General features: G+C 35.6%; 17 protein-coding genes, 1 tRNA gene and 1 other annotated feature. Of the genes, 12 read left to right on the top strand and 6 right to left on the bottom strand.

Features of this window, described 5'->3' with window-relative positions; translation table 11 throughout:
* Positions 1–33: 33 nt before the first annotated feature.
* On the bottom strand, positions 34–522 hold the full coding sequence (locus BQ5367_RS09285) for an MGMT family protein (protein WP_071442239.1): 489 nt from the start codon (positions 520–522) through the stop codon (positions 34–36).
* A 301-nt stretch (positions 523–823) separates the two neighbouring features.
* Between BQ5367_RS09285 and BQ5367_RS09290 the strand changes: the two genes are divergently transcribed.
* From BQ5367_RS09290 to leuS, 4 genes are all read left to right on the top strand, one after another.
* A complete protein-coding gene (locus tag BQ5367_RS09290; protein WP_071442240.1) occupies positions 824–3,094 on the top strand; it encodes an InlB B-repeat-containing protein in 2,271 nt (756 codons plus the stop codon).
* Between the two features lie 140 nt (positions 3,095–3,234).
* Positions 3,235–4,554, top strand: coding sequence for an ArsB/NhaD family transporter (locus tag BQ5367_RS09295; RefSeq protein WP_071442241.1), 1,320 nt, complete (start codon positions 3,235–3,237; stop codon positions 4,552–4,554).
* A gap of 141 nt (positions 4,555–4,695) precedes the next feature.
* Positions 4,696–5,463, top strand: coding sequence for a DUF6612 family protein (locus BQ5367_RS09300; RefSeq protein WP_071442242.1), 768 nt, complete (start codon positions 4,696–4,698; stop codon positions 5,461–5,463).
* Positions 5,464–5,557: 94 nt separating this feature from the next.
* Positions 5,558–5,729: a binding site (T-box leader), on the top strand.
* 32 nt (positions 5,730–5,761) lie between these two features.
* Entirely contained in the window at positions 5,762–8,158 is a 2,397-nt protein-coding gene (leuS, locus tag BQ5367_RS09305; protein WP_071442243.1) for a leucine--tRNA ligase, read from the top strand.
* A gap of 55 nt (positions 8,159–8,213) precedes the next feature.
* Here leuS and BQ5367_RS09310 read toward each other — a convergent pair whose 3' ends face one another.
* Positions 8,214–11,441, bottom strand: a complete 3,228-nt coding sequence (locus tag BQ5367_RS09310; RefSeq protein WP_071442244.1) for an ABC transporter ATP-binding protein/permease — start codon at positions 11,439–11,441, stop codon at positions 8,214–8,216.
* Positions 11,442–11,606: 165 nt separating this feature from the next.
* Between BQ5367_RS09310 and BQ5367_RS09315 the strand changes: the two genes are divergently transcribed.
* Positions 11,607–12,158: a hypothetical protein gene (locus tag BQ5367_RS09315; RefSeq protein WP_071442245.1), complete on the top strand. Its 552-nt coding sequence runs from the start codon at positions 11,607–11,609 to the stop codon at positions 12,156–12,158.
* 33 nt (positions 12,159–12,191) lie between these two features.
* On the opposite strand, the gene BQ5367_RS09320 is transcribed toward BQ5367_RS09315, so the two are convergent.
* The gene (locus BQ5367_RS09320; RefSeq protein ID WP_071442246.1) at positions 12,192–12,650 is read right to left on the bottom strand and encodes an Lrp/AsnC family transcriptional regulator; all 459 of its coding nucleotides are present in this window, start codon (positions 12,648–12,650) and stop codon (positions 12,192–12,194) included.
* A gap of 155 nt (positions 12,651–12,805) precedes the next feature.
* On the opposite strand from BQ5367_RS09320, the gene BQ5367_RS09325 reads away from it, so the two are divergent.
* The 7 genes from BQ5367_RS09325 (at position 12,806) to BQ5367_RS09350 (ending at position 18,844) form a co-directional block, all read left to right on the top strand.
* Positions 12,806–14,143, top strand: a complete 1,338-nt coding sequence (locus BQ5367_RS09325) for an MATE family efflux transporter (protein ID WP_071442247.1) — start codon at positions 12,806–12,808, stop codon at positions 14,141–14,143.
* Between the two features lie 83 nt (positions 14,144–14,226).
* Positions 14,227–14,676 (top strand): GNAT family N-acetyltransferase, encoded by a 450-nt coding sequence (locus BQ5367_RS09330; RefSeq protein ID WP_143052382.1) that lies wholly within the window; start codon positions 14,227–14,229, stop codon positions 14,674–14,676.
* 24 nt (positions 14,677–14,700) lie between these two features.
* On the top strand, positions 14,701–14,862 hold the full coding sequence (locus tag BQ5367_RS13535; protein ID WP_154667090.1) for a hypothetical protein: 162 nt from the start codon (positions 14,701–14,703) through the stop codon (positions 14,860–14,862).
* Positions 14,863–14,955: 93 nt separating this feature from the next.
* The gene (locus BQ5367_RS13400; protein WP_071442248.1) at positions 14,956–15,138 is read left to right on the top strand and encodes a hypothetical protein; all 183 of its coding nucleotides are present in this window, start codon (positions 14,956–14,958) and stop codon (positions 15,136–15,138) included.
* 48 nt (positions 15,139–15,186) lie between these two features.
* Complete coding sequence (locus tag BQ5367_RS09340) at positions 15,187–16,923, top strand: Ig-like domain-containing protein (protein WP_071442249.1); 1,737 nt, start codon at positions 15,187–15,189, stop codon at positions 16,921–16,923.
* Positions 16,924–17,319: 396 nt separating this feature from the next.
* On the top strand, positions 17,320–18,066 hold the full coding sequence (locus tag BQ5367_RS09345) for a hypothetical protein (RefSeq protein ID WP_071442250.1): 747 nt from the start codon (positions 17,320–17,322) through the stop codon (positions 18,064–18,066).
* Positions 18,056–18,844: a hypothetical protein gene (locus BQ5367_RS09350; RefSeq protein ID WP_071442251.1), complete on the top strand. Its 789-nt coding sequence runs from the start codon at positions 18,056–18,058 to the stop codon at positions 18,842–18,844. The genes BQ5367_RS09345 and BQ5367_RS09350 overlap by 11 nt, the downstream gene beginning before the upstream one ends.
* Before the next feature lie 291 nt (positions 18,845–19,135).
* Here the strand turns inward: BQ5367_RS09350 and BQ5367_RS09355 are convergent.
* The 3 genes from BQ5367_RS09355 to BQ5367_RS09365 form a co-directional block, all read right to left on the bottom strand.
* Positions 19,136–19,221, bottom strand: a tRNA-Leu gene (locus BQ5367_RS09355).
* A 383-nt stretch (positions 19,222–19,604) separates the two neighbouring features.
* Positions 19,605–21,386 carry an ABC transporter ATP-binding protein gene (locus BQ5367_RS09360; protein WP_071442252.1) on the bottom strand — a complete coding sequence of 594 codons (1,782 nt, stop codon included), beginning with the start codon at positions 21,384–21,386 and terminating at the stop codon, positions 19,605–19,607.
* Positions 21,379–23,109 carry an ABC transporter ATP-binding protein gene (locus BQ5367_RS09365; protein ID WP_071442253.1) on the bottom strand — a complete coding sequence of 577 codons (1,731 nt, stop codon included), beginning with the start codon at positions 23,107–23,109 and terminating at the stop codon, positions 21,379–21,381. Before BQ5367_RS09365 ends, BQ5367_RS09360 begins: the two co-directional genes overlap by 8 nt.
* Positions 23,110–23,128 lie beyond the last annotated feature (19 nt).

Raw genomic sequence — 23,128 nt, forward strand, 5'->3', positions numbered from 1 at the left:
TCATTCAGGCGTTTTTTTTAAAGATAACCACCGTTAATTCACGGTGGTTAATTTAGATAAGAAATTCTGATAGTCTTTTACATAATATCTGATATTCTTACGCCCTTTTTGAATGATTGTATGTCCCTCTGATTCTAGCTTTTCTTTTTGTGCTTCAATACCGCCAGGATATTTTGCATTTAGTTCTCCATTTGCCTTTAATGTCCGCCAATAAGGTGTTTTATTTTCTGAACGCTGGTAGCTTGCCCATGCTGCAATAGAAACAAAGATTCCTGCTGTTATAGGGTCTGTGAAATCAGCATGATTCATTTTTGCTAGATAATCTCGAATAATACCTACTGTTATGACTTTTCCATAAGGTACAGTTTTCATGATTTCATCATAAACAATGGGTGGTGCAAAAAACATTTTTTCTCCGCCATATTTCTCGATGGAAGTTTTGTCTGAAATAATCTGTATTTTAGGCATATCTTTATTATTATGTAACATCGCATTAAAATCTTTTTTATTTTCATTTGCCATATTATGACACCTCCTATTTTTATTATAGAGATTGAAATGTTTCCATGCAATGAGACTATAAGAAAATTTGTATCTTTATTACTTTAAATTTACTTATAAGTTTTTATGCTTTTACATGATGAAATTATGATATAGATGTAAGAATAAAGGAGATTGATAAAATGATATAGTCTAAACATAAAAATTACTTAAAATTTAATGGGAAATTATGGTTGTAATGTATGCGGTTAGATGTTACTATGGGAGTAGGCAGGACAAGATATTAAAATGCTGAAACTGTAAAAGAAAAGGAGAAAATTATATGAAATACAGTAGGTTTTTGAAGAAAGTACTTGTCTCAATCATTACATGCTTTATGTTTATTGGTTTTGTACCAACAGTACGTGCCGTAGAAACGTATACAGTAACGTACACGGATGGGAGCTCTTCTGAGAAGTATTTCCCGGATCAGGTTTATACAGTAAATGCTGGTGATCTTGTTCCTGCTTTTGAGGGTACACCGACACGGGATGGCTGGGTTTTCACCACTTGGAATGCAACGTATAAAAACGGTGAGCAGACAAAAGAAACGGTTACGAAAAATCGTACATTTAGTGCTCGCTGGGTGAAAATGCCAAATCATTTGGATGCCGCTACAGCAGTTCATGCAACCATTCGTGCAACTGACGAATTCCGTCAGTATGGTGGTTTTGATTTACGTGATTTCACTTTGATTGCTGATACCTTTACGGTCAATGAAACTGTTTGGAATGAAGAAAGAGGATGTATGACAGCTTCCGTTACTATTACGGATATAAAGCCTTATGAGGAAAAAGTGACTGAAAAATATGGTCATACATATGTTTTCAATAGTGATAAAACACCTGAGGAAAATTTAACAATTCATTTTATAAATAGATTAAATTATAAAGGAAGTTCTTCTTCAGGAAATTTACAAGCTACTTTTGGAGGATGGATTTTAGATAGTACATATTATCCAGGTGGTGTTCGCTCACAACTGATTTTTAACAGGGAATATGATATAACCTTTAAAGATGGCTTAAATGGAACTATTTTCGCAGATAAAGAAGTACACATTCTAGAAAGTTCAGGTGCTGGAACACCATTTAGTGTTTTTGGTAACGATCCAACACGCATTGGATATAAGTTTAACGGATGGACAAGCCAGAATAATAATTTGACTGAAGATAAAACAAAAGTTGAAGGTGATGATGTCTTAACTGCTCAGTGGCTTAAGATGAATGATGTTACCATTGCTTTTAATGCCAATGGCGGTGATACGATTGATCCGGCAACTGTTCAATATGGTGAACGTTATAGTTTCCCATCTTCACCGTTAAGTGGATATAGCCAGGATGGCTGGTATTTATATGATAACGGTCAAATAGGTGAATTTTATGTAAAAGGCGGTAAGAGCAAAGTTGTTGAAACTGAGGATTCTTTATCTTTGATCATGGCACGTAAGGTGCTTGCACCTTCTGTGGAAATTATATTAACAACTGAAGCTACAGAGATTGGTGATAATTATCAGTTCTATTATCCAAAAAATTCAACACGTATTCTTACAGCTGAAGTTACAGAGTATAATGATTTTGATTATACATATGAATGGTTTAAAGATGGTGTAAAAATTGAGGGTGAAAATGATAAAACACTTAGACTTGCTGGTAATGTAAGTGATAGTGGTACGTACAGTGTTACTGTTACAGCTGCTCAGAAAGATGGCAGTAATGTTATTGTTACAGAGAAATCTGCTTCTGCTAGTGCAAGTCAAAAAGTAAAAATCATGAAAACCGCTAACTCCGTTTACTATGATGCTAATGGTGGTGAAGGTGGACCAACAAATAATTTCACAAATGCAAATGAAATCGTAGTTGCTGCTTCACAGCCAACACGTATAGGTTATACTTTTGAAGGCTGGAATACGAAGGCTGACGGAAGTGGCGAAAGCTATAAAGCTGGTGAAACAATAGCATTAAATGATAATGGAAATGGTGGCGTCCGTGTTGATCTTTATGCACAGTGGAAACCAATTGCTTTTACTGTATCTTTTGGTGATGATGCGCCAGCACAAAGCGTTGATTATGGAAAGACGGCTGTAAAACCTGATGATCCTGAAAAAGAAGGTTATACATTTGTTGGATGGTTTAATGGAGATAAAGAATATGATTTCAATACTCCGGTAACAGCCGATATTACGTTGACTGCTAAGTATGAAGTAACAAAATATACGGTATCATTCAGTGATGGTGTAGAAAGTCAGGAAGTAGAACATGGAAAGACAGCTGTAAAACCAGCTGATCCAAAAAAGGAAGGCTATACATTTATTGGATGGTTTAATGGAGATAAAGAATATGATTTCAGCACTCCGGTAACGAGTGATTTAGAATTGACAGCTAAGTTTGAAAAGAATAATGTTCCTGTTGATCCTGAAAAACCAGTAGATGATAATACAACTGAAACACCTCAGACACCGAATACAGGTGATACAAGTATGTATTTCTATTATGGATTGATGCTGATTGCTTGTGCGGGAATTTTCTTTGCAAGAAAAAAAGCATCTGTGAAATAAGTATTGAATTAGGACATGGGTCTTCTGGCGAAGGCTCATGTTTTTATTTGTGAATAAACTCTTAAAGATTACATTGATAGCGAAAAAGGGTGATGTTATAATAGGGTTACTTTAGTAAAGAAATTATAATAGGAGGATATATGATTTTCGCATTGATTATTTTTCTTGTAACGTATGCTTTGATGCTTGCCTTTCAAAAATATCGTCCATGGATTGCATTAACATCAGCATCAGTATTTGTGATTCTGGGAATCATAGGCATGTATGATATGAGTTTTTTAGATGCTTTGGGTGCCGTTGATTATAATGTGCTTTTAATGATTGGCGGTACGATGGGAACTGTTACCTTGTTTGTAGAAAGCAAAATGCCTGCCCGTTTGGCAGAAATACTGATTTCAAAAGTTCCTGATGTGAAATGGGCAGTAACTTCTTTGGCTTTATTTGCCGGAATTATCAGCGCTTTTGTTGACAATGTCGCAACTGTTTTGATGGTAGCACCTATTGGTTTGGCTATTTCAAGAAAGTTAAAAATATCCCCTGTTCCTGTATTAATTGCCATTGCAGTTTCAAGTAATCTTCAGGGAGCTGCAACGCTTGTGGGGGATACGACGAGTATTCTTTTAGGCGGATATGCTGGTATGACATTTCTTGATTTCTTTTGGATGTTAGGTAAACCAGGTATTTTCTGGGGTGTGCAGTTAGGTGCTTTGGCTTCGGTTGTTGTTTTATTGTATTTATTTCGTAATGAAAATCAGAAAGTCAGCGCTAAGGTAGAGACCAAGGTCGAAGATTATTTTCCATCATTTTTAATGATTGCTACAGTTGGACTATTAATAGGTGCGTCTTTCTTACAAGAGCCAGCAAATGCCAGCTTAATGACTTTTTATAATTTAAGAAGCGGATTGATCTGCTTTGCATTATGTGTGATCGGAGTTATTCGGGCTTGTGTGAAAAAGAGTAATTTTGAGCCTGTCAAGATGGTTCTTAGAGATTTAGATAAGGATACGCTGTTATTGCTGTTTGGTATCTTTATTGTAATTGAAGGTATCACAAAAGCCGGTGTAATTGATGCGGTTGCCAGCCTTTTCTATCAAGTTTCTGGTGATAATGCATTTCTTCTCTATACTTTGATTGTTTTTGCTTCGGTTATTCTTTCAGCATTTATTGATAATATTCCATATGTCGCAACTATGCTGCCAGTGGTTTCTTCAATTGCTGCTTTGATGAATGGCGGAGCGGGGATGGCACCTTATGTATTCTATTTTGGTTTACTTACTGGAGCTACTTTGGGTGGAAATTTAACCCCTATTGGAGCTTCGGCCAATATTGCTGCTATCGGCATTTTACGTAAGAATGGGGAATCGGTAAGTACTCGTGATTTCTTGCGTATCGGTGTTCCTTTTACTCTTGCTGCCGTACTTGCTGGCTATATTTATATCTGGCTTGTATGGGGAATGTAAAAAGTTTAAAATAAAGGCCGTTTTGGATGAAACGGTCTTTTATTACAGAATTGTCATTGTTTTTGTAAATCTTGTCGATGTAATTATTCAATGATATAATAAAATCAAGGATAAGCTCAACTATGAGCGGAAAGGGACAATATGAAAAAGACAATAAAAAATTTGCTATGTGCTACAGCTGCGATCATGCTATCATTTTCATTAGCAGCTTGTAATCATTCAGAACCAGCTGAAGATCCTAAAACATTGCTAGAAAATGCTAACGAAAAGATGAAAAAATTAGATTCATTGAGCATGGATATGGATATTTCGATTAACATGGAAATGAGTGGTACTGATTCTGAAGGTTATTCATTAGATATGCCTATCCAAATGACGGTACAGATGGCAGGAATGCAGGATGATCTGATGTATCATATGAATGTGGAAACTTCTATGTTTGGAAGCAATGTATCAACGGAACAGACATATTATGATGGAACTGTTTATACAAACGTTGATGGTTCGAAGACGATGATGACCATGGATGTTTCTGAAGCACAGCAGATGACTGATGTTGGTGAAGTGAGTGCTGAATTTAAAAATATGAAGGCTACTAAAGATGGTGATAAAACAGTTGTTACGATTGAGCCAACACAGGAAGAACTGACACAATTGATGGATACGTTAGGAAATCTTGAAGGATCTACTTTGGATGAAGAAACACTGGCGGCCTTATCTTCTTTAACTTTTGATTCATTTACTATTATTCTTAACGAAGATGGATATATTGAAAGTGAGTCGTTTGGTTTTACAGCTGAAGATCAGGGTGTCAAAGTTTCTTTTACTGCAAGTGTAAAATTAAGTAATTTTGATTCTACAACTGTGGAAATGGTTGATCCTAGTGAATATGAATCAGTAGAATATTGAGGATGATATTATATTTGAATGAAGATTCGTCAAAAAAGACGAATCTTTTTCTAGGCTGTTGACAAGAAAGTTGAAAATTGATATTCTTAATAGGTAAATGGCGATGAATTAGAGTAGTAATCCGGCGTTATGGATAGAGAGCTGATGGACGGTGGAAATCAGTCATGGCAATGGATGAACTTGCTAAGGAGCCTGCTAATCCAGCGTTATGGATATTGAGTGCACTTTTGGTGAACTAAGGTGGTACCACGCTAAGCGTCCTTAGAGGGTGCTTTTTTTATTTATTAGGAGGAGAGTTATGGGATTTGATCATAAGAAGATGGAATCAAAATGGCAGCAATACTGGGATAAGCATCAGACATTTTATACGGATGTTCATGATTTTTCAAAACCTAAGTTTTATGCTTTAGATATGTTTCCTTATCCATCAGGAGTAGGTTTGCATGCGGGACATCCGGAAGGTTATACAGCAACGGATATTGTTTGTCGAATGAAAAGGATGCAGGGTTATAATGTTTTGCATCCGATGGGATTTGATAGTTTTGGATTGCCGGCAGAGCAATATGCAATTCAGACAGGAAATCATCCAGATGGATTTACGAAGAAAAATATTGAAACTTTTACCCAGCAGTTGAAGATGCTTGGTTTTAGCTATGACTGGACAAAAGAAGTATCTACCTGTGATCCATCTTTTTATAAATGGACACAGTGGATCTTTAAACAGTTATTTAATGATGGTCTTGCGAAATGTGTTGAAATGCCAGTGAACTGGTGTGAAGAATTAGGAACAGTATTGGCGAATGATGAGATCGTAGATGGCAAGAGTGAAAGAGGCGGTTATCCTGTTGTTCGTAAAAACATGCGTCAATGGGTCATTGATATTGTTCAGTATGCAGAACGTCTTTTGGAAGGGCTGGATGAAATTGACTGGCCGGAATCAACCAAAGAGATGCAGCGTAACTGGATTGGCAAATCAATTGGGGCTCATGTAGATTTTAAAGTGGATGGTCATGATGAAAGCTTTACTGTTTTTACTACACGCTGTGATACGCTTTTTGGGGCGACTTACTGTGTTTTAGCTCCTGAGCATCGTCTTATTGATGTGATCACTACAGATGAATGTAGAGCGAATGTAGAGTCTTATAAGAAGGTCTGTGCTGGTAAGTCAGATTTAGAAAGAACAGAATTGAATAAAGAGAAAACAGGTGTCTTTACAGGGGCATATGCAATCAATCCTGTAAATGGAAAGAAGATACCGATTTGGATCAGTGATTATGTATTGGCAACTTATGGAACAGGGGCGATCATGGCCGTACCGGCTCATGATCAGCGTGATTATGATTTTGCGAAAAAATTTGGTTTAGAAATCATCCAGGTACTTGCAGGTGGTGATATCAGTGAACATGCCCATGAAGAAGATGGAATTCATATGAATTCTGAATTCTTAGATGGTTTGAATAAGCAAGATGCGATTGATAAAATGCTTGCATGGCTAGAAGAACATCATTGTGGAAGCAAACATGTGAATTATCGTTTACGTGAATGGATCTTTGCCCGTCAGCGTTATTGGGGTGAACCAATTCCTATCGTCCATCTTGAAAATGGCGATATGGTTGCGTTAAGCGATGATGAATTACCTTTGATCCTTCCTGAACTAGAAGATTATTCCCCAGGAAAAAGTGGTGCAAGTCCTCTTGAAAAGGCAACAGACTGGGTCAATGTCGAAATCAATGGTGTTAAGGGAAAACGTGAAACGAGTACGATGCCTGGAAGTGCTGGAAGCAGCTGGTACTTCTTGCGTTATATCGATCCGCATAATGATGAAGCTTTTGCTGATTATGAACTGTTGAAACACTGGATGCCAGTAGATTTGTATATTGGTGGTCCTGAACATGCGGTAGGTCATCTTCTTTATTCAAGAATGTGGAACAACTATCTTTATGACAAAGGATTGGTACCAACAAAAGAACCATTTAAAAAGCTGGTTCATCAAGGATATATCTTAGGTGCCAATGGTATTAAGATGGGAAAACGTTATCCTGAATTTGTTGTAAACCCAAATGATGTCGTAGAAAAATATGGTGCTGATACTTTAAGACTTTATGAAATGTTCATGGGACCTTTAGAAGCTAGCAAACCTTGGAGCGAACAGGGTGTTGAAGGCTCAAGAAGATGGCTGGAACGTGTATATCGTCTGATTGTTGAAATGGATCGTATTACTGATACAAATGATCATGTTCTTGATAAGAGCTATCATTACACAGTTAAAAAGGTCACAAAGGATATTGAAAGCTTAAATTTAAATACAGCTATTTCACAGATGATGATCTTCATCAATGATGCTTATAAAGCTGATACGCTGTATCGTGAATATGCGGAAGGCTTTGTAAAGATGCTATCTTGTTTTGCTCCTCATCTTGGAGAAGAAATCTGGGAACATTTAGGACATCATGAAAGTATTACTTATGAAAGCTGGCCAGCTTACGATGAATCTTTCTTAGTGGAGGACAGTGTAGAAATTGCTGTACAGGTCAATGGAAAGCTGAGAGGAACCATTAAAGTTAAAAAGGATGCAAGTGAAGAGGAAATTAAAGAAAATGCTCTCGCATTGAAAACGGTTCAGGCTCAGATTGAAGGCAAAGAAATTCGTAAGTTTATTGTCATTAAAGGTAAAATTGTTAATATTGTTGCATAGTAATAATTGCATAAAAAAAGCAGGTTTGATCCAAAATGGAAAACCTGCTTTTAAATTAATCTGTTCTTAAAGCAATGACTGGATCTTCTTTAGCGGCCTTTCTTGAAGGTATTAAACCTCCAATTAATGTGAGCACTACACTGAGAAGAACTAGAATGATCGCAGCGCCTACAGGCAGTATCGCATTGATATTTTCTTGACCGGCAATAGAATGAATGATCTGATTTCCAGGAATCAGCAAGAGCAGGGTAATGAGGATACCCATCAGTCCTGCACATAGACCGATAATGAAAGTTTCGGCATTGAATACCTGTGAAATATTGCGTTTAGAAGCACCAATAGCACGTAGGATACCAATTTCTTTCTTACGTTCTAATACACTGATATAAGTTATGACGCCAATCATGATGGAAGAAACTACTAGAGATATGGCAACAAAAGCAATCAAAACATAACTGATAACATTGATAATGTCTGTAACTGAAGTCATAAGAGTGCCTACTAAATCCATATAAGTAACTACCTGATCTTCTTTACCAGCCATTTCCATGTTTGTGTTGTATTGATCTAAGATCCCTAATACTTCTTCTTTACTTTCAAAATCTTTAGGATAGATATTGATACTGTAAGGATTATCTATATCTGCATAACCTAACTTTTGAAGATTATTTTCATAAGAAACATTCTCTCTGGTTGACATTGAAGAAAGAAGCTGTGCTAAATCATTTTCACTCATTTTTATCTCAATCGCATCAGCAAAGACATCAGCATCAAAAAGGATCGCATCAGCCATAGATGAACTTAGCTGTGTCATCATATTTGTCATTTCCTGCTGGATCGTGGTTGAAAGTGAAGCCATAGCTTCATTGACTGCCTGCTGCATAGCCGCTGCAAACTGTGCTTCAATACCGCTTTCCTGAAGAAGTGTACTTAACTCAGAAGAAAGCATTTGCTTTGTTTCTTCAGAATGAATATAATCAGAGAAATATTGATCTAACTGAGTAATATCAAACATATCATTAGCACTGGCATATTTTTGATAATCTTCCAGTATTTCCATAAAAAGACTTTGTAGTTGTTCAGATGTGATATTAATACTACCGTTTTCTTCAATAAAGCCTTCAATAGCATGCTGTATTTTTTCAATAACTTGTTGAGATGAGAGATATTCTTCAAATTGCTGAGGGAAGGAAGCAATATCTGTGTTTTCAAGAAGATAGTTTTGAAAATCAGTTATGATCATTTCCATTGTACCCTGCAAAGCATCTTCAGGTAGATCAAATTCTATCTGTGATAAGATCTGACTTAAATCAAAAGATGGCAGAGTGATATTTGCAAGAGCTTCATTTAAGCTGGTCATATCAATATTGATTCTGCTTTCATCAATAATAAAGGCAGATTGCAGCACATCCGTATTGATTGAAAATATGGAAGAGAGATCAAAGGAAGTTTCACTTTCTTCACCAAAGACATTGCCGGTGAATACATCAATTTGTGGAGATGCCAGCTGACTTTGAACAATTGGACTATTGGCAGCTTCTTCAATTAAATGACTGGTCAGGGAAGCAGGATAATAGATACCACTTGTCAGCATAGCTGCCGTTGTACCTTCTTTTGGCTGAACGATACCGACAATTGTCAGATCTTCACCCTTTTCAACGACTTCTTTCATATAAGCGTCATCATCAGACTTATCAACCCATATCTGATATTCTTCATCATATTGATATTGATCATAAGCATTGATCAACTTAAAAGTTAAACCAAGGATATCGTCATAATCATATGCTGTCGTATTTTCCGGTACGGTTACGTTTTCATTTGCGGCAAACTGACGAATCATCGCATCTAAATCATCATAATCACGAAGTCCTAATGTATAAAGAAGAAAATCACTGATACTTCCTCTTGAACTAAGAACAAGCACACACTCATTATAGTTTTGAGGCCAATGTCCGGCTTTCATATCATATTGATCTGCAAATAAATCGGTATTCGCCGGCATGGCAGCAAAGACATCCGTACTAGTCATTGAAGCTACCATACTGTTAGATGTATTCGTTGAAGAAAATCCTAAGGCTGCAAATGAGCTATCTGGATTGACTTGTCTTATTTTTCCATCGTTGATGCTGTATATCTGAGGGACAATATTGTATTCATATTCGATAGCTTTGACATACTCATCAATGCCACTTTCATCTTCCTCAAGATATCTTTTTAAAGAAGCAAGATCATTAGAACCTACTTTTGAAAATATATTTGTCAGCATTTCATTTACTTTTATTTCACCCTGTTGCTCTTCATCAATTTGACTGGAAGCATTTGAGAACATAGTAGTCATATCAAAACTGCTGCTTTGAAGTTCTAAAGGATATTCAGAAAGAGTTTCTTCCTCAATATTGCTGATATATGTGCTGACGCCATTTGAAAGAGACAAAATCAAAGAGATTCCAATAATTCCAATCGAGCCGGCAAATGAAGTCAGCAAAGTTCTTCCTTTTTTTGTTTTTAGGTTATTAAAACTTAAAGCCAGGGCTGTCAGAAGTGACATGGATGATTTACCCATATTTTTATGCTGAGGTTTCTCTAGCGAACTTTCATCAACTGCAAATGGATTGCTGTCAGATAAGATCTTACCATCACGAAGTTTAATGATACGTGTAGCATAAGCTTCAGCTAATTCAGGATTATGTGTTACCATTACGACCAGACGATCTTTTGCCACTTCTTTTAATAAATCCATGACCTGAATGCTCGTATCGCTATCTAAAGCTCCTGTCGGTTCATCAGCCAAAAGAATATCTGGATCATTGACAAGAGCTCTAGCAATGGCAACACGCTGCATCTGACCTCCTGATAGCTGGTTTGGCTTTTTGTGGGACTGCTCTTTTAAACCAACTTCATCCAGAGCCTGCAATGCACGTTTCCGTCTTTCGTTTTTAGAAATTCCAGATATTGTTAAAGCAAGTTCTACATTTGACAGAACACTTTGATGAGGAATCAGATTATAGCTTTGAAAAACAAAGCCTATCGTATGATTACGATAGCTGTCCCAATCTTTATCTTTATAGTTTTTAGTAGAAATACCATTAATGATCAAATCACCACTGTCATAACGGTCTAAACCGCCAATAATATTCAACATCGTTGTCTTACCGGAACCACTAGGGCCTAAAACAGCCACAAATTCATTATCACGAAGGTTAAAAGACACTCCATCTAATGCTTTTTGAACTAAATTACCGGTTTTATATTCCTTATAAATATTTTTGATCTGAAGCATGTACTCACTCCTTGCATATGTTCACCCTCATGATGATCAAAATAATCCAACATATTATATCATAGTATACCTTTATCTAAAATTAAAAAGAATCATAGTTTGAATAAAACCGTTAATTTGTATAAAATAGATATGTCGATAATTTTATTCATTAAAGGAGAAAATATGAGCGAACATGAAATGATAAAACTAGTATTTGGAATATTTTTATTATTAGGAGGTTTTGTTTTAATTTTCCTTTCCTTTACCCTTTTTTATAAGTATCTGATTCAAGATAAAAGATGTAATAAAAAAACAAAGGGAATCGTAACTGGATATACAATGGCCAGATATGGAAGCAAGGGAAGTGGTGTTCATTTACCTATTGTAAATTATTGGGTGGATGGAAAAGAGTATCAAGTAAAAGGACCGATATTTAAAGCATATATCGTAAAAAATGTAACAACTCCTTTTCATAAAAATGAATTGGAAGTTGAAGCTGATGAGAAACAGAGGCTGATCATCAAACGTCATACGAATACTTTTGTAGGTATTTATAAAAATCCTATGGAAGAATTATATCCATTAAACAGTGAAATCGATGTCTTTTATGATCCTCATCGTCCTAAATTTTCTTATGTAGAAAGATATTGTGATCAAAAATGGGTGTTCTGGCTTACTTTTCTTTGTGGTATTGGAACATGGGTCATTGATCTGCTGATTCAAATTTTATTGTAAAAAATCCAAAAGCTTCATAGCTCATGGATTTTTTTATAATCTTAGTCCTTTGATATCTTTGATTCTAGAAAGGATCATATTGCTGCTACATTCAATGATTCCGGGCAGCTTATCAATTGTATTATAAATGAGGTTTTCCATTTCTTCTCCAGAAGAAGCAACTGCATGAACATGGAGCTTACTTTTACCGGTCACACGATAAATCTGGGTAATAATATCATTGTTATTCAAAATTTGTGCAACTTCCATTAAGGCATCCGGTTTTGTCTCAATTTCAAAGTAGCAGGAAACAGCCCCGCTAATTTTTTGAGGATTGATAATGGTTGTATATTCTTCAATGATTCCTTTTTGTTCAAGGGCTTGGACGCGCATTTTAACAGCGACGCGTGAAATACCGATTTGCGCTCCAATTTCAGAATAAGACATACGGGCATTTTGAATTAAAAGCTGGACAATCTTTTGATCCGTTTCGTCAAGTCCATTTAAAAACATGAAAGATACACCTCTCTTTTTGATAATTATATAGTCTAGAAAATAAGACGTCAATAATAAGGCAAAGATAATATTGACATATGTTTATAGAAAAAGCTATAATATATTACGATTGTTAATAAAAAACTTACGAAAGGAAATCTGGTGATATTTCAATGGAAAATGAATTAACAAAAGGTCCCATCGTAAAAACAATGCTTTGTTTTGCGATTCCGATGATCTTAGGTGATCTGCTTCAGCAGTGCTACAATATAGCGGATACGCTTATTGTAGGGAAATATTTGGGAGAAAATGCATTAGCCGCTGTAGGCTCAGCTTTCTCTTTGATGACCTTTCTTACTTCAATTCTTTTAGGACTTTCGATGGGAAGCGGTACTGTCTTTTCAATTCGTTATGGAAAAAAGGATGAACAAGGATTAAAAGAAGATATTCTTGCATCCTTTGTTCTTTTAAGTATTGTTACAATTGTATTAAATATTCTTATATTTGCCGGTATTGACTGGATTATTTGGGTTTTACGTACACCTGCTAACCTGAGTGGGCTGATGCGTGAATATCTGATTGTTATCTTTGCAGGTATGATTGGTATCTTTTTATATAATTTTTTTGCTTCTTTGTTACGTTCTTTAGGAAATTCAGTGGTTCCTCTTATCTTTTTAGCAATATCTGCTATTTTAAATATTGTTTTGGATTTGTGGTTTGTCGTAGGACTGAAACGAGGTGTGGCAGGAGCTGCCGAAGCTACAGTAATTTCACAATATGTTTCAGGCATCGGTATTGCCTTATATACCCGTATTAAATTTCCAAAGCTTTTTCAAAAAGATAAAGAAGTGAAGCTGAAAATAGAGAATATTCGCAGAATTACAAATTTTTCTTCTTTAACTTGTTTACAGCAGTCAATTATGAATTTAGGAATCTTAGCAGTACAGGGACTTGTGAATAGCTTTGGAACGACAGTTATGGCAGCTTTTGCGGCAGCCGTAAAAATTGATGCTTTTGCGTACCTGCCGGTTCAAGATTTTGGAAATGCATTTTCTGTTTTTATTGCCCAAAACTATGGTGCCAAGAAAAGTGATCGTATCAAAAAAGGAATCAAAGCAGCAGCTTTTATTTCTGTTGCTTTCAGCTTAGCGATTTCTTTATGTGTCGTTATTTTTGCGAAACCGTTAATGAGTCTTTTTATTGATGCGAGCGAAGGAGCAGAGGTGATTGCTATTGGAATGCAGTATTTACATATCGAAGGTGTTTTCTATTTTATGATCGGTATCCTCTTTCTTTTATATGGTCTATATCGTGCTTTAGCAAGACCCGGTATGTCAGTTATACTGACTATTGTATCATTAGGCGTACGTGTTTTATTAGCTTATATACTTTCAGCAATTCCTCAGATTGGTGTCATAGGCATCTGGTGGTCCGTGCCTATTGGCTGGCTTTTGGCAGATGTTTTAGGTATCATTTATTATTTTATTCATAGAAAAAGGCTTTATTTATAAAGATTATTTAATAAGTTATCGAAATATTTATGATATAATAGCAATGTTTTAAATATAATGCTTTATAAATACGGAGGGAAAATATGATAAATATATATGAAGTACAAGATAAGAATGATGATTTAATTAATGCTTTGTTAGAAGTATGGGAAGATTCTGTAAGAGCAACGCATCTGTTTCTTTCAGATGAAGAAATACAGAATATTAAAAAATATGTTCCGATGGGATTATCAGAAATTGGTCATCTGATCATTGCATCGGATGAAAACAAAAATCCTCTTGCATTTATGGGAATTGAAGATGGAAAGCTTGAAATGCTGTTTATTAAAAATAGTGAAAGAGGAAAAGGCTTGGGGAAGCGGTTATTAAATTATGGGATTGAACAGTATCATGTCCATGAGTTAGCAGTGAATGAACAAAATCCACAAGCCAAAGGTTTTTATGAACATATGGGATTTAAGGTTTATCAAAGAAATGAATTAGATGATCAGGGAAATCCTTATCCTGTTCTATATATGAAATTAGAAAAATAAGAAAAGGAAAAGATCAAAGTTCATATGAAAAATTATGAGGATATAGGATTTTTAATGGGTGCTGTGGCTGGTGCCTTTCTTACAGGTATTTGCGTTTATTTCACAAAAAGTGCTGTCTCGGCAGTAATTTCATTTGTATGTGTCTTAATAGGCGGATGGATAGGAAAATCGATTCATAAGAGCTGATGATCCTTATCATAAAAAATTTTACTTGTAAAATAAAAATCAGTATGATAAATTAAAGATATAGAAAAAAAATCAGAAAGGAGCTTGACAGATATGAAGAAGGCTGCGACAATTCCAAGCAAGCAAGCAAGCAAGCAAGCAAGCAAGCAAGCAAGCAAGCAAGCAAGCAAGCAAGCAAGCAAGAGTGTAATTACGCCTTTTTTCATAACGAACTATCTAAATTTAAAAACTATATTTTGCCTGAAGTCAGGTATAAGTATAGCTTTTCTTCATTAATGAGAAGCAATTGGCATATTTTAAGTAAGTAGAAAGAAAGGAGACAAAATGAGAAAGCTATTTACATCGTTTATTTCTGTATTAATGGTATTTGGGTTAATGACGCCAGTAAGCGCCGATGGTGGTAACACTATTGTCAAAAATGGCAATCAAATAACGATCACCATCTCTAGTGCCCATCCTGACGTAGAATTCTTCTTAAATGATAGTGGCGAAGACGTGATCGTTAGATTTGCTACCGGAGAGCCAAATGAAACAGTTGTTGATGCTGATGACGAAGTGATCTTTACAACAAACGGGAATATAATGGATGGTGATTTTTCGGTAAATTTCAATGACAACTTGCGAAATTTACCAGAGCCGGTTACGCTGAACATAACTTTGAATAATTTTAAGATTTTGAATAATGACGCTTATTATTTTTCTACATGGAATCACAGTAAATTCAATCAAATAAATGTCAATATGACACTCATAGGTGAAAATGAGATATCAGTAGGAGGTACTTGGCAAGGAAGAAATGCACTGAATGTACCAGCGGGTTCTACATATAAGATCGGCGGTAATGGCTCAATCAAATTAACTGGTACATATGCGATTGCGTCTGGTGGTACTGTATATGTAACCGATGAAGCAAAACTTGCCGAAGGCAGTAGTCCTATATCAAATGTAACTTTATATAATCATTCAAACAATGACTCATGGGGCAAGAAGATCGAACTTAACTCAATTGCTTTTGTTGATGCTAATAAAGAACTGAATGTCGGAGATGATTACCAATCTCAAATTAATTATGAACCCTCTGATATACCTGATGATGAAAAAACAGTGACTTACGCATCATCAAATGAGGAAGTGGCAACAGTTGATACAAATGGTTTGGTATCTGCCACTAAAGAGGGAAAAACAACAATCACTGCTACATCGACAATTGATCCAAATATCAAAGCTACTTGTGAAATAACCGTAGTAAATAAAGTATATTCTGTATCAGTTACTCCTTCTAAAATAACCTTGCCTACTGTTAAGGAAGGTTATGATCCGCAAGATCCAGAGTATATAACCATTAAAAATACTGGCAATCAAACAATCCTTTTAGAAGATCATGGAGCAAATCCTTGGCTTATCATCACTCTTGATAAGAATACTTTAAAACCAAATGAAGAAGCTAAAGTATCGATCAAACTAAAAGATGGTCTAAGTGCTGAAACAAGATCGACCTTAAAAGGCTTTATCACTTATACAAGTGAAGATGGTAATTATAGAGATCATGCCCGCTTTGAAGTAACTTATGAAGTAAGACACGATATGAAATATGTCGAAGCTAAAGATGCTACTCATTTAGAAGATGGGAATATTGCTTACTGGTATTGTGAATATTGTGATAAATACTTTAAAGATGGTGCCGGAAGAAATGAGTTTACATTAAAGGATCTTATTATTCCAAAGCTGACGGAGCATACTGCCGATGGATCAGGCTGGCATTCTGATGAAACAAGTCATTGGAATACCTGTGAATGTGGTGAAAAAATAAATGAAGCGGTGCATACATATGCGTGGGTAACGGATAAAGAAGCAACAGCTACAGAAACAGGTCTGAAACATGAAGAATGTAGTATCTGCGGACATGTGAAAGAGGCAGTAGAAATACCTGTATTAGAAGATACAGAAGTTCAAACACCAGAAACAAGTGATACCGGTATAGTAGGAGTTTATGTAAGCTTATTGTCTGCAAGTGCTTTACTTCTATTTGTTTTAAAAAGAAAATATAAAAAAATCGGGTGAGTAAAACTTATCTAATAGGCATAAACTTCAAATAAAATTTTGGGTTTATGCCTTTTTAAAAGAGTTTATTTTTTACTTTGATAACTTTTTATCTATCATATGTCTGTAATTTTTGTTAGTAACTGATGCTAGAGGTATTTGTTCGAACAAGCAGTCTTTGTTATAGCTATTATATTGCTTTTATTAGGCTTTTTTTATGATTGATAACTTTTAGAAAAAAGTGATATATGAAAGTGATAAAAATGTGGTAAGAATAAGATAAAACACTTGAAAATAGTTAATGTTTATATGCAACTTCCTATTTTACTGAAAATTTATGTAGTCTTAACTTGCTCATGATAGAAGTTAGGTAATGATCGAGATATAATTAAAATATCAATGGAAGGTGTGTATTTTATGGGAGTAAATTATGAAGGGACATACTCGCATTATATCAGTTGGATTATCACAGCGCTTACTATCCTGATGGTTGTCATTTCCATTTTATTTGTAATGCACGGAATGAGGAAAGGCCAAGTCAGAAAAAAAGACTGTACAGTACAGACCGTGGGATTTATTCGTACTAAACAGCAGACTGGAATATATGTCAATGAAAACCCTCAGCTTCTTTTTGAATTAGATGCTTTAGCAAAGGACGGAACAGTGTTTCAGACCAGTGTTCAGAAAATTATTCCTTTGACAAAGATAGCGACTATGATTCCTGGCATGGCGATCCCAATCCGATATAATTCAGAAAACCGGAGCCAGGCTGTGTGGGATGATAATCCGGATCAATCCTTGGCTGAAGAACTTGTAGTGCGCTATCAGTGCCAGAAGCATCCGGAGGATCTTTCTTATGTACAACGAATGGATTTATTGAAAAATGGTGTGATGAAAAAAGTTTTGTTGAAAAGCTTTCGGCTGACTGGCAGGCAAGAAGCTGGGGACTGGGAAGCAGAAGCTGTTATTCAGCTATCAGAAGGGGGGCTAGAGGATCCTACGATTGCACGAACCTTATATGTGACAAATGATGCATTGGAGTATTTGATCAATGGGCGATATGTGGATGTGTACATCGTTCCAGGCAAAGAAAATCTTTTTGCTTTCGCATTGGATACTGCTGTAGCATCTGGTCTAAGGAAGGCAGTTTATCATGAACAATAATGGAGAATTTTTTGATTGGCTTGTTAATTATATTTTACAGACTCCCCAAGTATTAGTAGTAATAGTGACTATACTGGCAGTATTGATAATTGTCTTGCTAATATTCGTGATGGTGATTCTGCCTGGAATTATATCCTTTAATTTATACAACAGACGTCAAAAGAAACAAGAACAGTATCAAAATGATATCTATACTGCAAAGACAATAGGAGTCATTCGCTCTATGAAACAGACGGGAAGATATATCAACGAAAACCCGGAATTTTGTTTCGTGCTGGATGCTTTAACAAAAGATGGAACTTTTTTTCAAACTACTGTAACAGAAAACATACCGTTAATACAAATTTCCATGCTTGCTCCCGGAGAGGTGATTTCTATTCGTTATGATCCGGAAAATTGTTCTCATGCCATAGGTGATAATGCCCCTGATATTGCATTGATAGACGAGCTTATCGCCCGTTATCAATGTCAAAGGCATCCGGAGGAATTATCCTATGATCAGCGAATGGAACTTGCCAGAAACAGTGTGATTAAAAAGGCACTACTGGAAAGTTTTCGGCTGACCGGAAAAAAAGAAGCTGGAGATCAGGAAGCGGAAGTGATTGTGCGTATTACAGATAATATAGCAGGAGACAGTGTTATGAGTCGTACTCTATATGTAAATGATAAGATGTTGCAGTATATGATCCCAGGAAAATATATAGATATTAGCATCATTCCAGGGAAAGATAGTTTGTTCGGAATTGTAACAGATATCACTACAAAGGTTGTCAGTTGATTTTGTTTATGAGTACTTTTTAAGAGAAATAAGTGTCTTTATGATAAAATTTGATGGAGATATTTTTGTTGTTGTCAATACAGGAATTGGAAAGGTAATAATATTTCCATCCTTGATATAGTGGAAATGAATTAAAATATAAATTTTAAATAATAGATAATATAAAATGATTGAATAAAATCGATACAATAACGATAATACAAAGTCATAGTTTTTATATAAATGAAAAAATCAATCATTTCTGATTGATTCCTATATCAAAAGTTCGTGCTGTTCGAACAGATTTCCCAATGGTGCGGACGATGAGATTTGAACTCACACGAGCATACACTCACTACCCCCTCAAAGTAGCGTGTCTACCATTCCACCACGTCCGCAGGTACTTATATATATTACTCATTTTTATAAAATAAGTAAAGAGATTTTTTAGAAATTATATTTTTTTGAGTTACTATTTACCAACAAAAATTTAAAGTGAAGTGTAATAAGATAATGATAAAAACAAAATTCTTTTATTATTTTTGAGAAAAATATCTTTTTGTGGATATATAAGAGTAGGCGGCATAAAAAAAGGGAGAAGAATATACGATGATTGTAAAAGAATGCTTTTGTTTGACTGTTTTTGTATATCAGAATAACTAAACATTAAGAGGCTATGACACTCACTCCAAATGAAACCCCAGTGAGGCAACACTGGGGTTTCTATTTATTTGGGAATCGTATGTTATCATATTCACTCTTAATTGTCTATAATCTTAAATTATTCAGCATCCGCAAACTGTGAATTATACAGTTTTTCATAAAAGCCTTTTTTAGCTAGCAATTCTTCATGAGTTCCTTGTTCAATGATATCACCATGGTTCATGACTAAAATTAAATCTGCATTACGAATCGTTGATAAACGATGTGCAATCACAAAGCTTGTTCTTCCTTCCATGACACGGTGCATCGCTTCCTGGATCATTTTTTCCAAACGTGTATCAACAGAAGAGGTTGCTTCATCTAAGATCAAGATCTTTGGATCTTTTAAAATAGCACGTGCAATCGTTAACAACTGTTTTTCACCTTGCGAAATGTTATTTGCTTCTTCATTGACCAATGAATGATAACCGTCTGGTAATGTTCGGATAAAGTGGTGAACATTAGCCATTTTTGCCGCCGCAATGATTTCATCTTTACGTGCATTTAAGCGGCCATAACGAATATTATCATAGATGCTTCCTGAAAATAACCATGTATCTTGAAGAACCATTCCAAACATGCTACGAAGTTCTCCACGTTTCATTTCTCGAATATCTACACCATCAATACAAATGCTTCCACCACGTACATCATAGAAACGTAATAGCAAGTTGATCAAAGTTGTTTTACCTGCACCTGTTGGTCCAACAATTGCCACCATCTGACCGCTTTTGACTTCAATATTGAGATCTTTCATCAAATCGGTTTCACCATAACCAAATCGTACATGATTAAATGAAATATTTCCTTTCATATCTTTGATGTGTTTTGGCGGATTTAGTTCAGGTATTTCTTCCTCTTCATTTAAAATATCTATCACACGTTCCATGGCAGCAAAGGCCGCTTGAATTTGAGATGAAAGCGAAGAAATCTGAGAAAGAGGATCGTTGACCTGCCAGATATAACGAACAAATGCTTGCAAATTTCCAACGGTAATATTACCTGCTAGAATCTGGAAAGTTCCTACAACAGCAACTGTTCCGATCGTTAAATACGTAACTAATGAATTTAAAGGTCCAATTGTACTTGAAATAAATTGAGCTTTGCATGCATTGTTACGTAAATGATCATTGAGCTTTTTGAACTTTTTAATTGAATCTTCTTGTTTGTTGAATAACAAGATTTCATTGTATCCCGTATACATTTCTGTGATTGCTCCATTTAAGGCACCAAGGGCATCTTGTTGCGCCTGGAATCGTTTTTGTGAACGAGTAACAATAAAAATCGTAATCAAAAGCGATAAGGGAATGATCATAAAAGCAATCAATGCCATTAAAGGTGAAATGCGGATCATCATGATAAGCGCTAAGGTAATCGTTAGGATACCACTGACCACATTGACGAAACTTTGCTGGAGAGCATTACTGATCGCATCCACATCATTGGTGATACGGCTTAATACATCACCAAAGGGGTGATTATCAAAATAACGAACGGGTAATCGACGTATTTTATTTTGTAATGCATTTCGTAAATCACGCATTGCATGCTGGATTGCATTGGTTAACCAGGTGATTGCAAAGACTTGGGAGAGTGTTTTCACAAGATAAATTAAAGCCAAAATCACCATGATCCTGATAATTGCATCAAAATGAATCTGTAAACTGCCTAAGCTTTCCGCAAGTGCTATGTCATTTGCTAATTGAGTAGTGATCATACCTTCAACACTTGGTGCTGAAACCATGGCTACGACACTTAGTATGACCATGACAATAGCTCCAATAAACTGCCATTTATAAGGAGCGATAAAAGGTCTGATTCCAGAAATCGTTTTCGTAATCGACGCTAATTTCTTATTCATGAGACAATTCCTCCTCACTTAATTGAGATAATGCAATCTCACGATAAATTTGACAGTTTTTCAACAATTCTTTATGGGTTCCATGACCAATCACATTTCCTTCGTTTAGCACAATGATCTGATCAGCATCCATGATCGTAGAAATACGTTGAGCAACAACGATCACGATTGAATCTTTAGTTTCTTTTTTCAATTCATGACGTAATGTCGCATCTGTCTTAAAATCAAGGGCTGAGAAAGAATCATCAAAAATATAGATTTCAGGTTTTCTTACTAAAGCACGAGCAATGGAGAGTCGTTGTTTTTGTCCCCCTGAAATATTGGTTGCACTTTCCGTAATTTCTTCATCAAAGCCATGTTCTTTTTCCATGATAAAAGAATAAGCTTGGGCAACTTTGGCAGCATGTTCGATTTCTTCCTTAGTCGCATCAGGTTTTCCAAAGCGGATATTGTCCGCAATCGTTCCGTGGAATAAAAATGCTTTTTGAGGAATAACTCCTAAATGAGATCGTAAGTCCATCACATCATAATTGCGGATATCGATACCATTGATACGAATCGCCCCTTCGCTGACATCATAAAAACGAGGAATTAAGTTAACAAGGGTACTTTTTCCAGAACCCGTACTTCCGATAAATGCAATCGTTTCCCCTTTCTTCGCAGTAAAACAGACATCTTTTAAGACGGGTTCTTCACCATCTGGATAGACGAAAGTCACATGATCGAAGGTAATCGTTCCGTCCTGTTCATTTCCACTCATGTTTCCTTCATTTTGAATCAATGGTTTTGTATCTAAGACTTCCTGAATACGTTTTGCACTGACAGCTGCACGTGGATACATCATAAACACAGTACAGAATAGCATGATTGAAAACATCGCATGGAACAAATAATCCATGAAGGCTACAAGTTGTCCCAACGAGAGCTGACCATTTTGAATCAATAAAGAAGCTACCCAATAAATACATAGACCCGCAATATTCATGAGCATGAAGAAAATAGGTGATGTCATCATCATGATCTTAAATAATTTCTTTGATTGAGCGGTGAATTGTTCATTGGTTTCATCAAAACGCTGTTGTTCATATGCATCGTTATCAAACGCTCGAATGACACGAATTCCACTTAAGTTTTCACGTGAGATACGATTCAATCGATCAAGCATCGATTGCTGCTTTTCAGAAATTGGCTGACTCATTTTCGCAACAAGTATCACCCCTAAAACGATTAAAGGAATTGTTGCGGCAATAATCCCACTTAAAGGTAATGATGCTTTTGCAGTCATAAAAAAACTCGCAATAAACATGATTGGTGTCATAAGCGCAGTTCGTAATAAGACATTTACAAACATTTGAATTTGAAAGGCATCGTTATTCGTTCTTGTAATCATCGATGAAATTCCAAATTGATTGAATTCGTAAGCTGTAAATGTTTGTGCATGAGCAAAAATATCATTTCGAATATCACGTGTAATCGCTGTTGAGATATTTGCGCAGCAATAACCTAGTAAGACCGTCATACTGACTCCGATAATAGAAATCATTGCCATGATCAATCCCATTTGGATTAAATAATTTGTATCAGCATTTTGAACCCCAACATCAATCATATCGGCAATGATCGTTGGAATTCCCAGTTCTACAAGCACAAATCCAAATGCTGAAATAACATTGATCAAAAATAATTTTTTATAACGTTTTAAATATTTAAAAATAAGTTTCAAACTTTCACATCCTTTCTTG

Source organism: Traorella massiliensis (assembly GCF_900104665.1).
GTDB classification, from domain to species: Bacteria; Bacillota_I; Bacilli_A; order Erysipelotrichales; family Erysipelotrichaceae; genus Traorella; species Traorella massiliensis.

What these genes read in the sequence shown, in the direction of transcription:
- BQ5367_RS09285 (WP_071442239.1), bottom strand. Translation starts at nt 522, where the DNA reads ATGGCAAATGAAAATAAAAAAGATTTTAATGCGATGTTACATAATAAT.
- BQ5367_RS09290 (WP_071442240.1), top strand. Translation starts at nt 824, where the DNA reads ATGAAATACAGTAGGTTTTTGAAGAAAGTACTTGTCTCAATCATTACA.
- BQ5367_RS09295 (WP_071442241.1), top strand. Translation starts at nt 3,235, where the DNA reads ATGATTTTCGCATTGATTATTTTTCTTGTAACGTATGCTTTGATGCTT.
- BQ5367_RS09300 (WP_071442242.1), top strand. Translation starts at nt 4,696, where the DNA reads ATGAAAAAGACAATAAAAAATTTGCTATGTGCTACAGCTGCGATCATG.
- leuS (WP_071442243.1), top strand. Translation starts at nt 5,762, where the DNA reads ATGGGATTTGATCATAAGAAGATGGAATCAAAATGGCAGCAATACTGG.
- BQ5367_RS09310 (WP_071442244.1), bottom strand. Translation starts at nt 11,441, where the DNA reads ATGCTTCAGATCAAAAATATTTATAAGGAATATAAAACCGGTAATTTA.
- BQ5367_RS09315 (WP_071442245.1), top strand. Translation starts at nt 11,607, where the DNA reads ATGAGCGAACATGAAATGATAAAACTAGTATTTGGAATATTTTTATTA.
- BQ5367_RS09320 (WP_071442246.1), bottom strand. Translation starts at nt 12,650, where the DNA reads ATGTTTTTAAATGGACTTGACGAAACGGATCAAAAGATTGTCCAGCTT.
- BQ5367_RS09325 (WP_071442247.1), top strand. Translation starts at nt 12,806, where the DNA reads ATGGAAAATGAATTAACAAAAGGTCCCATCGTAAAAACAATGCTTTGT.
- BQ5367_RS09330 (WP_143052382.1), top strand. Translation starts at nt 14,227, where the DNA reads ATGATAAATATATATGAAGTACAAGATAAGAATGATGATTTAATTAAT.
- BQ5367_RS13535 (WP_154667090.1), top strand. Translation starts at nt 14,701, where the DNA reads ATGAAAAATTATGAGGATATAGGATTTTTAATGGGTGCTGTGGCTGGT.
- BQ5367_RS13400 (WP_071442248.1), top strand. Translation starts at nt 14,956, where the DNA reads ATGAAGAAGGCTGCGACAATTCCAAGCAAGCAAGCAAGCAAGCAAGCA.
- BQ5367_RS09340 (WP_071442249.1), top strand. Translation starts at nt 15,187, where the DNA reads ATGAGAAAGCTATTTACATCGTTTATTTCTGTATTAATGGTATTTGGG.
- BQ5367_RS09345 (WP_071442250.1), top strand. Translation starts at nt 17,320, where the DNA reads ATGGGAGTAAATTATGAAGGGACATACTCGCATTATATCAGTTGGATT.
- BQ5367_RS09350 (WP_071442251.1), top strand. Translation starts at nt 18,056, where the DNA reads ATGAACAATAATGGAGAATTTTTTGATTGGCTTGTTAATTATATTTTA.
- BQ5367_RS09360 (WP_071442252.1), bottom strand. Translation starts at nt 21,386, where the DNA reads ATGAATAAGAAATTAGCGTCGATTACGAAAACGATTTCTGGAATCAGA.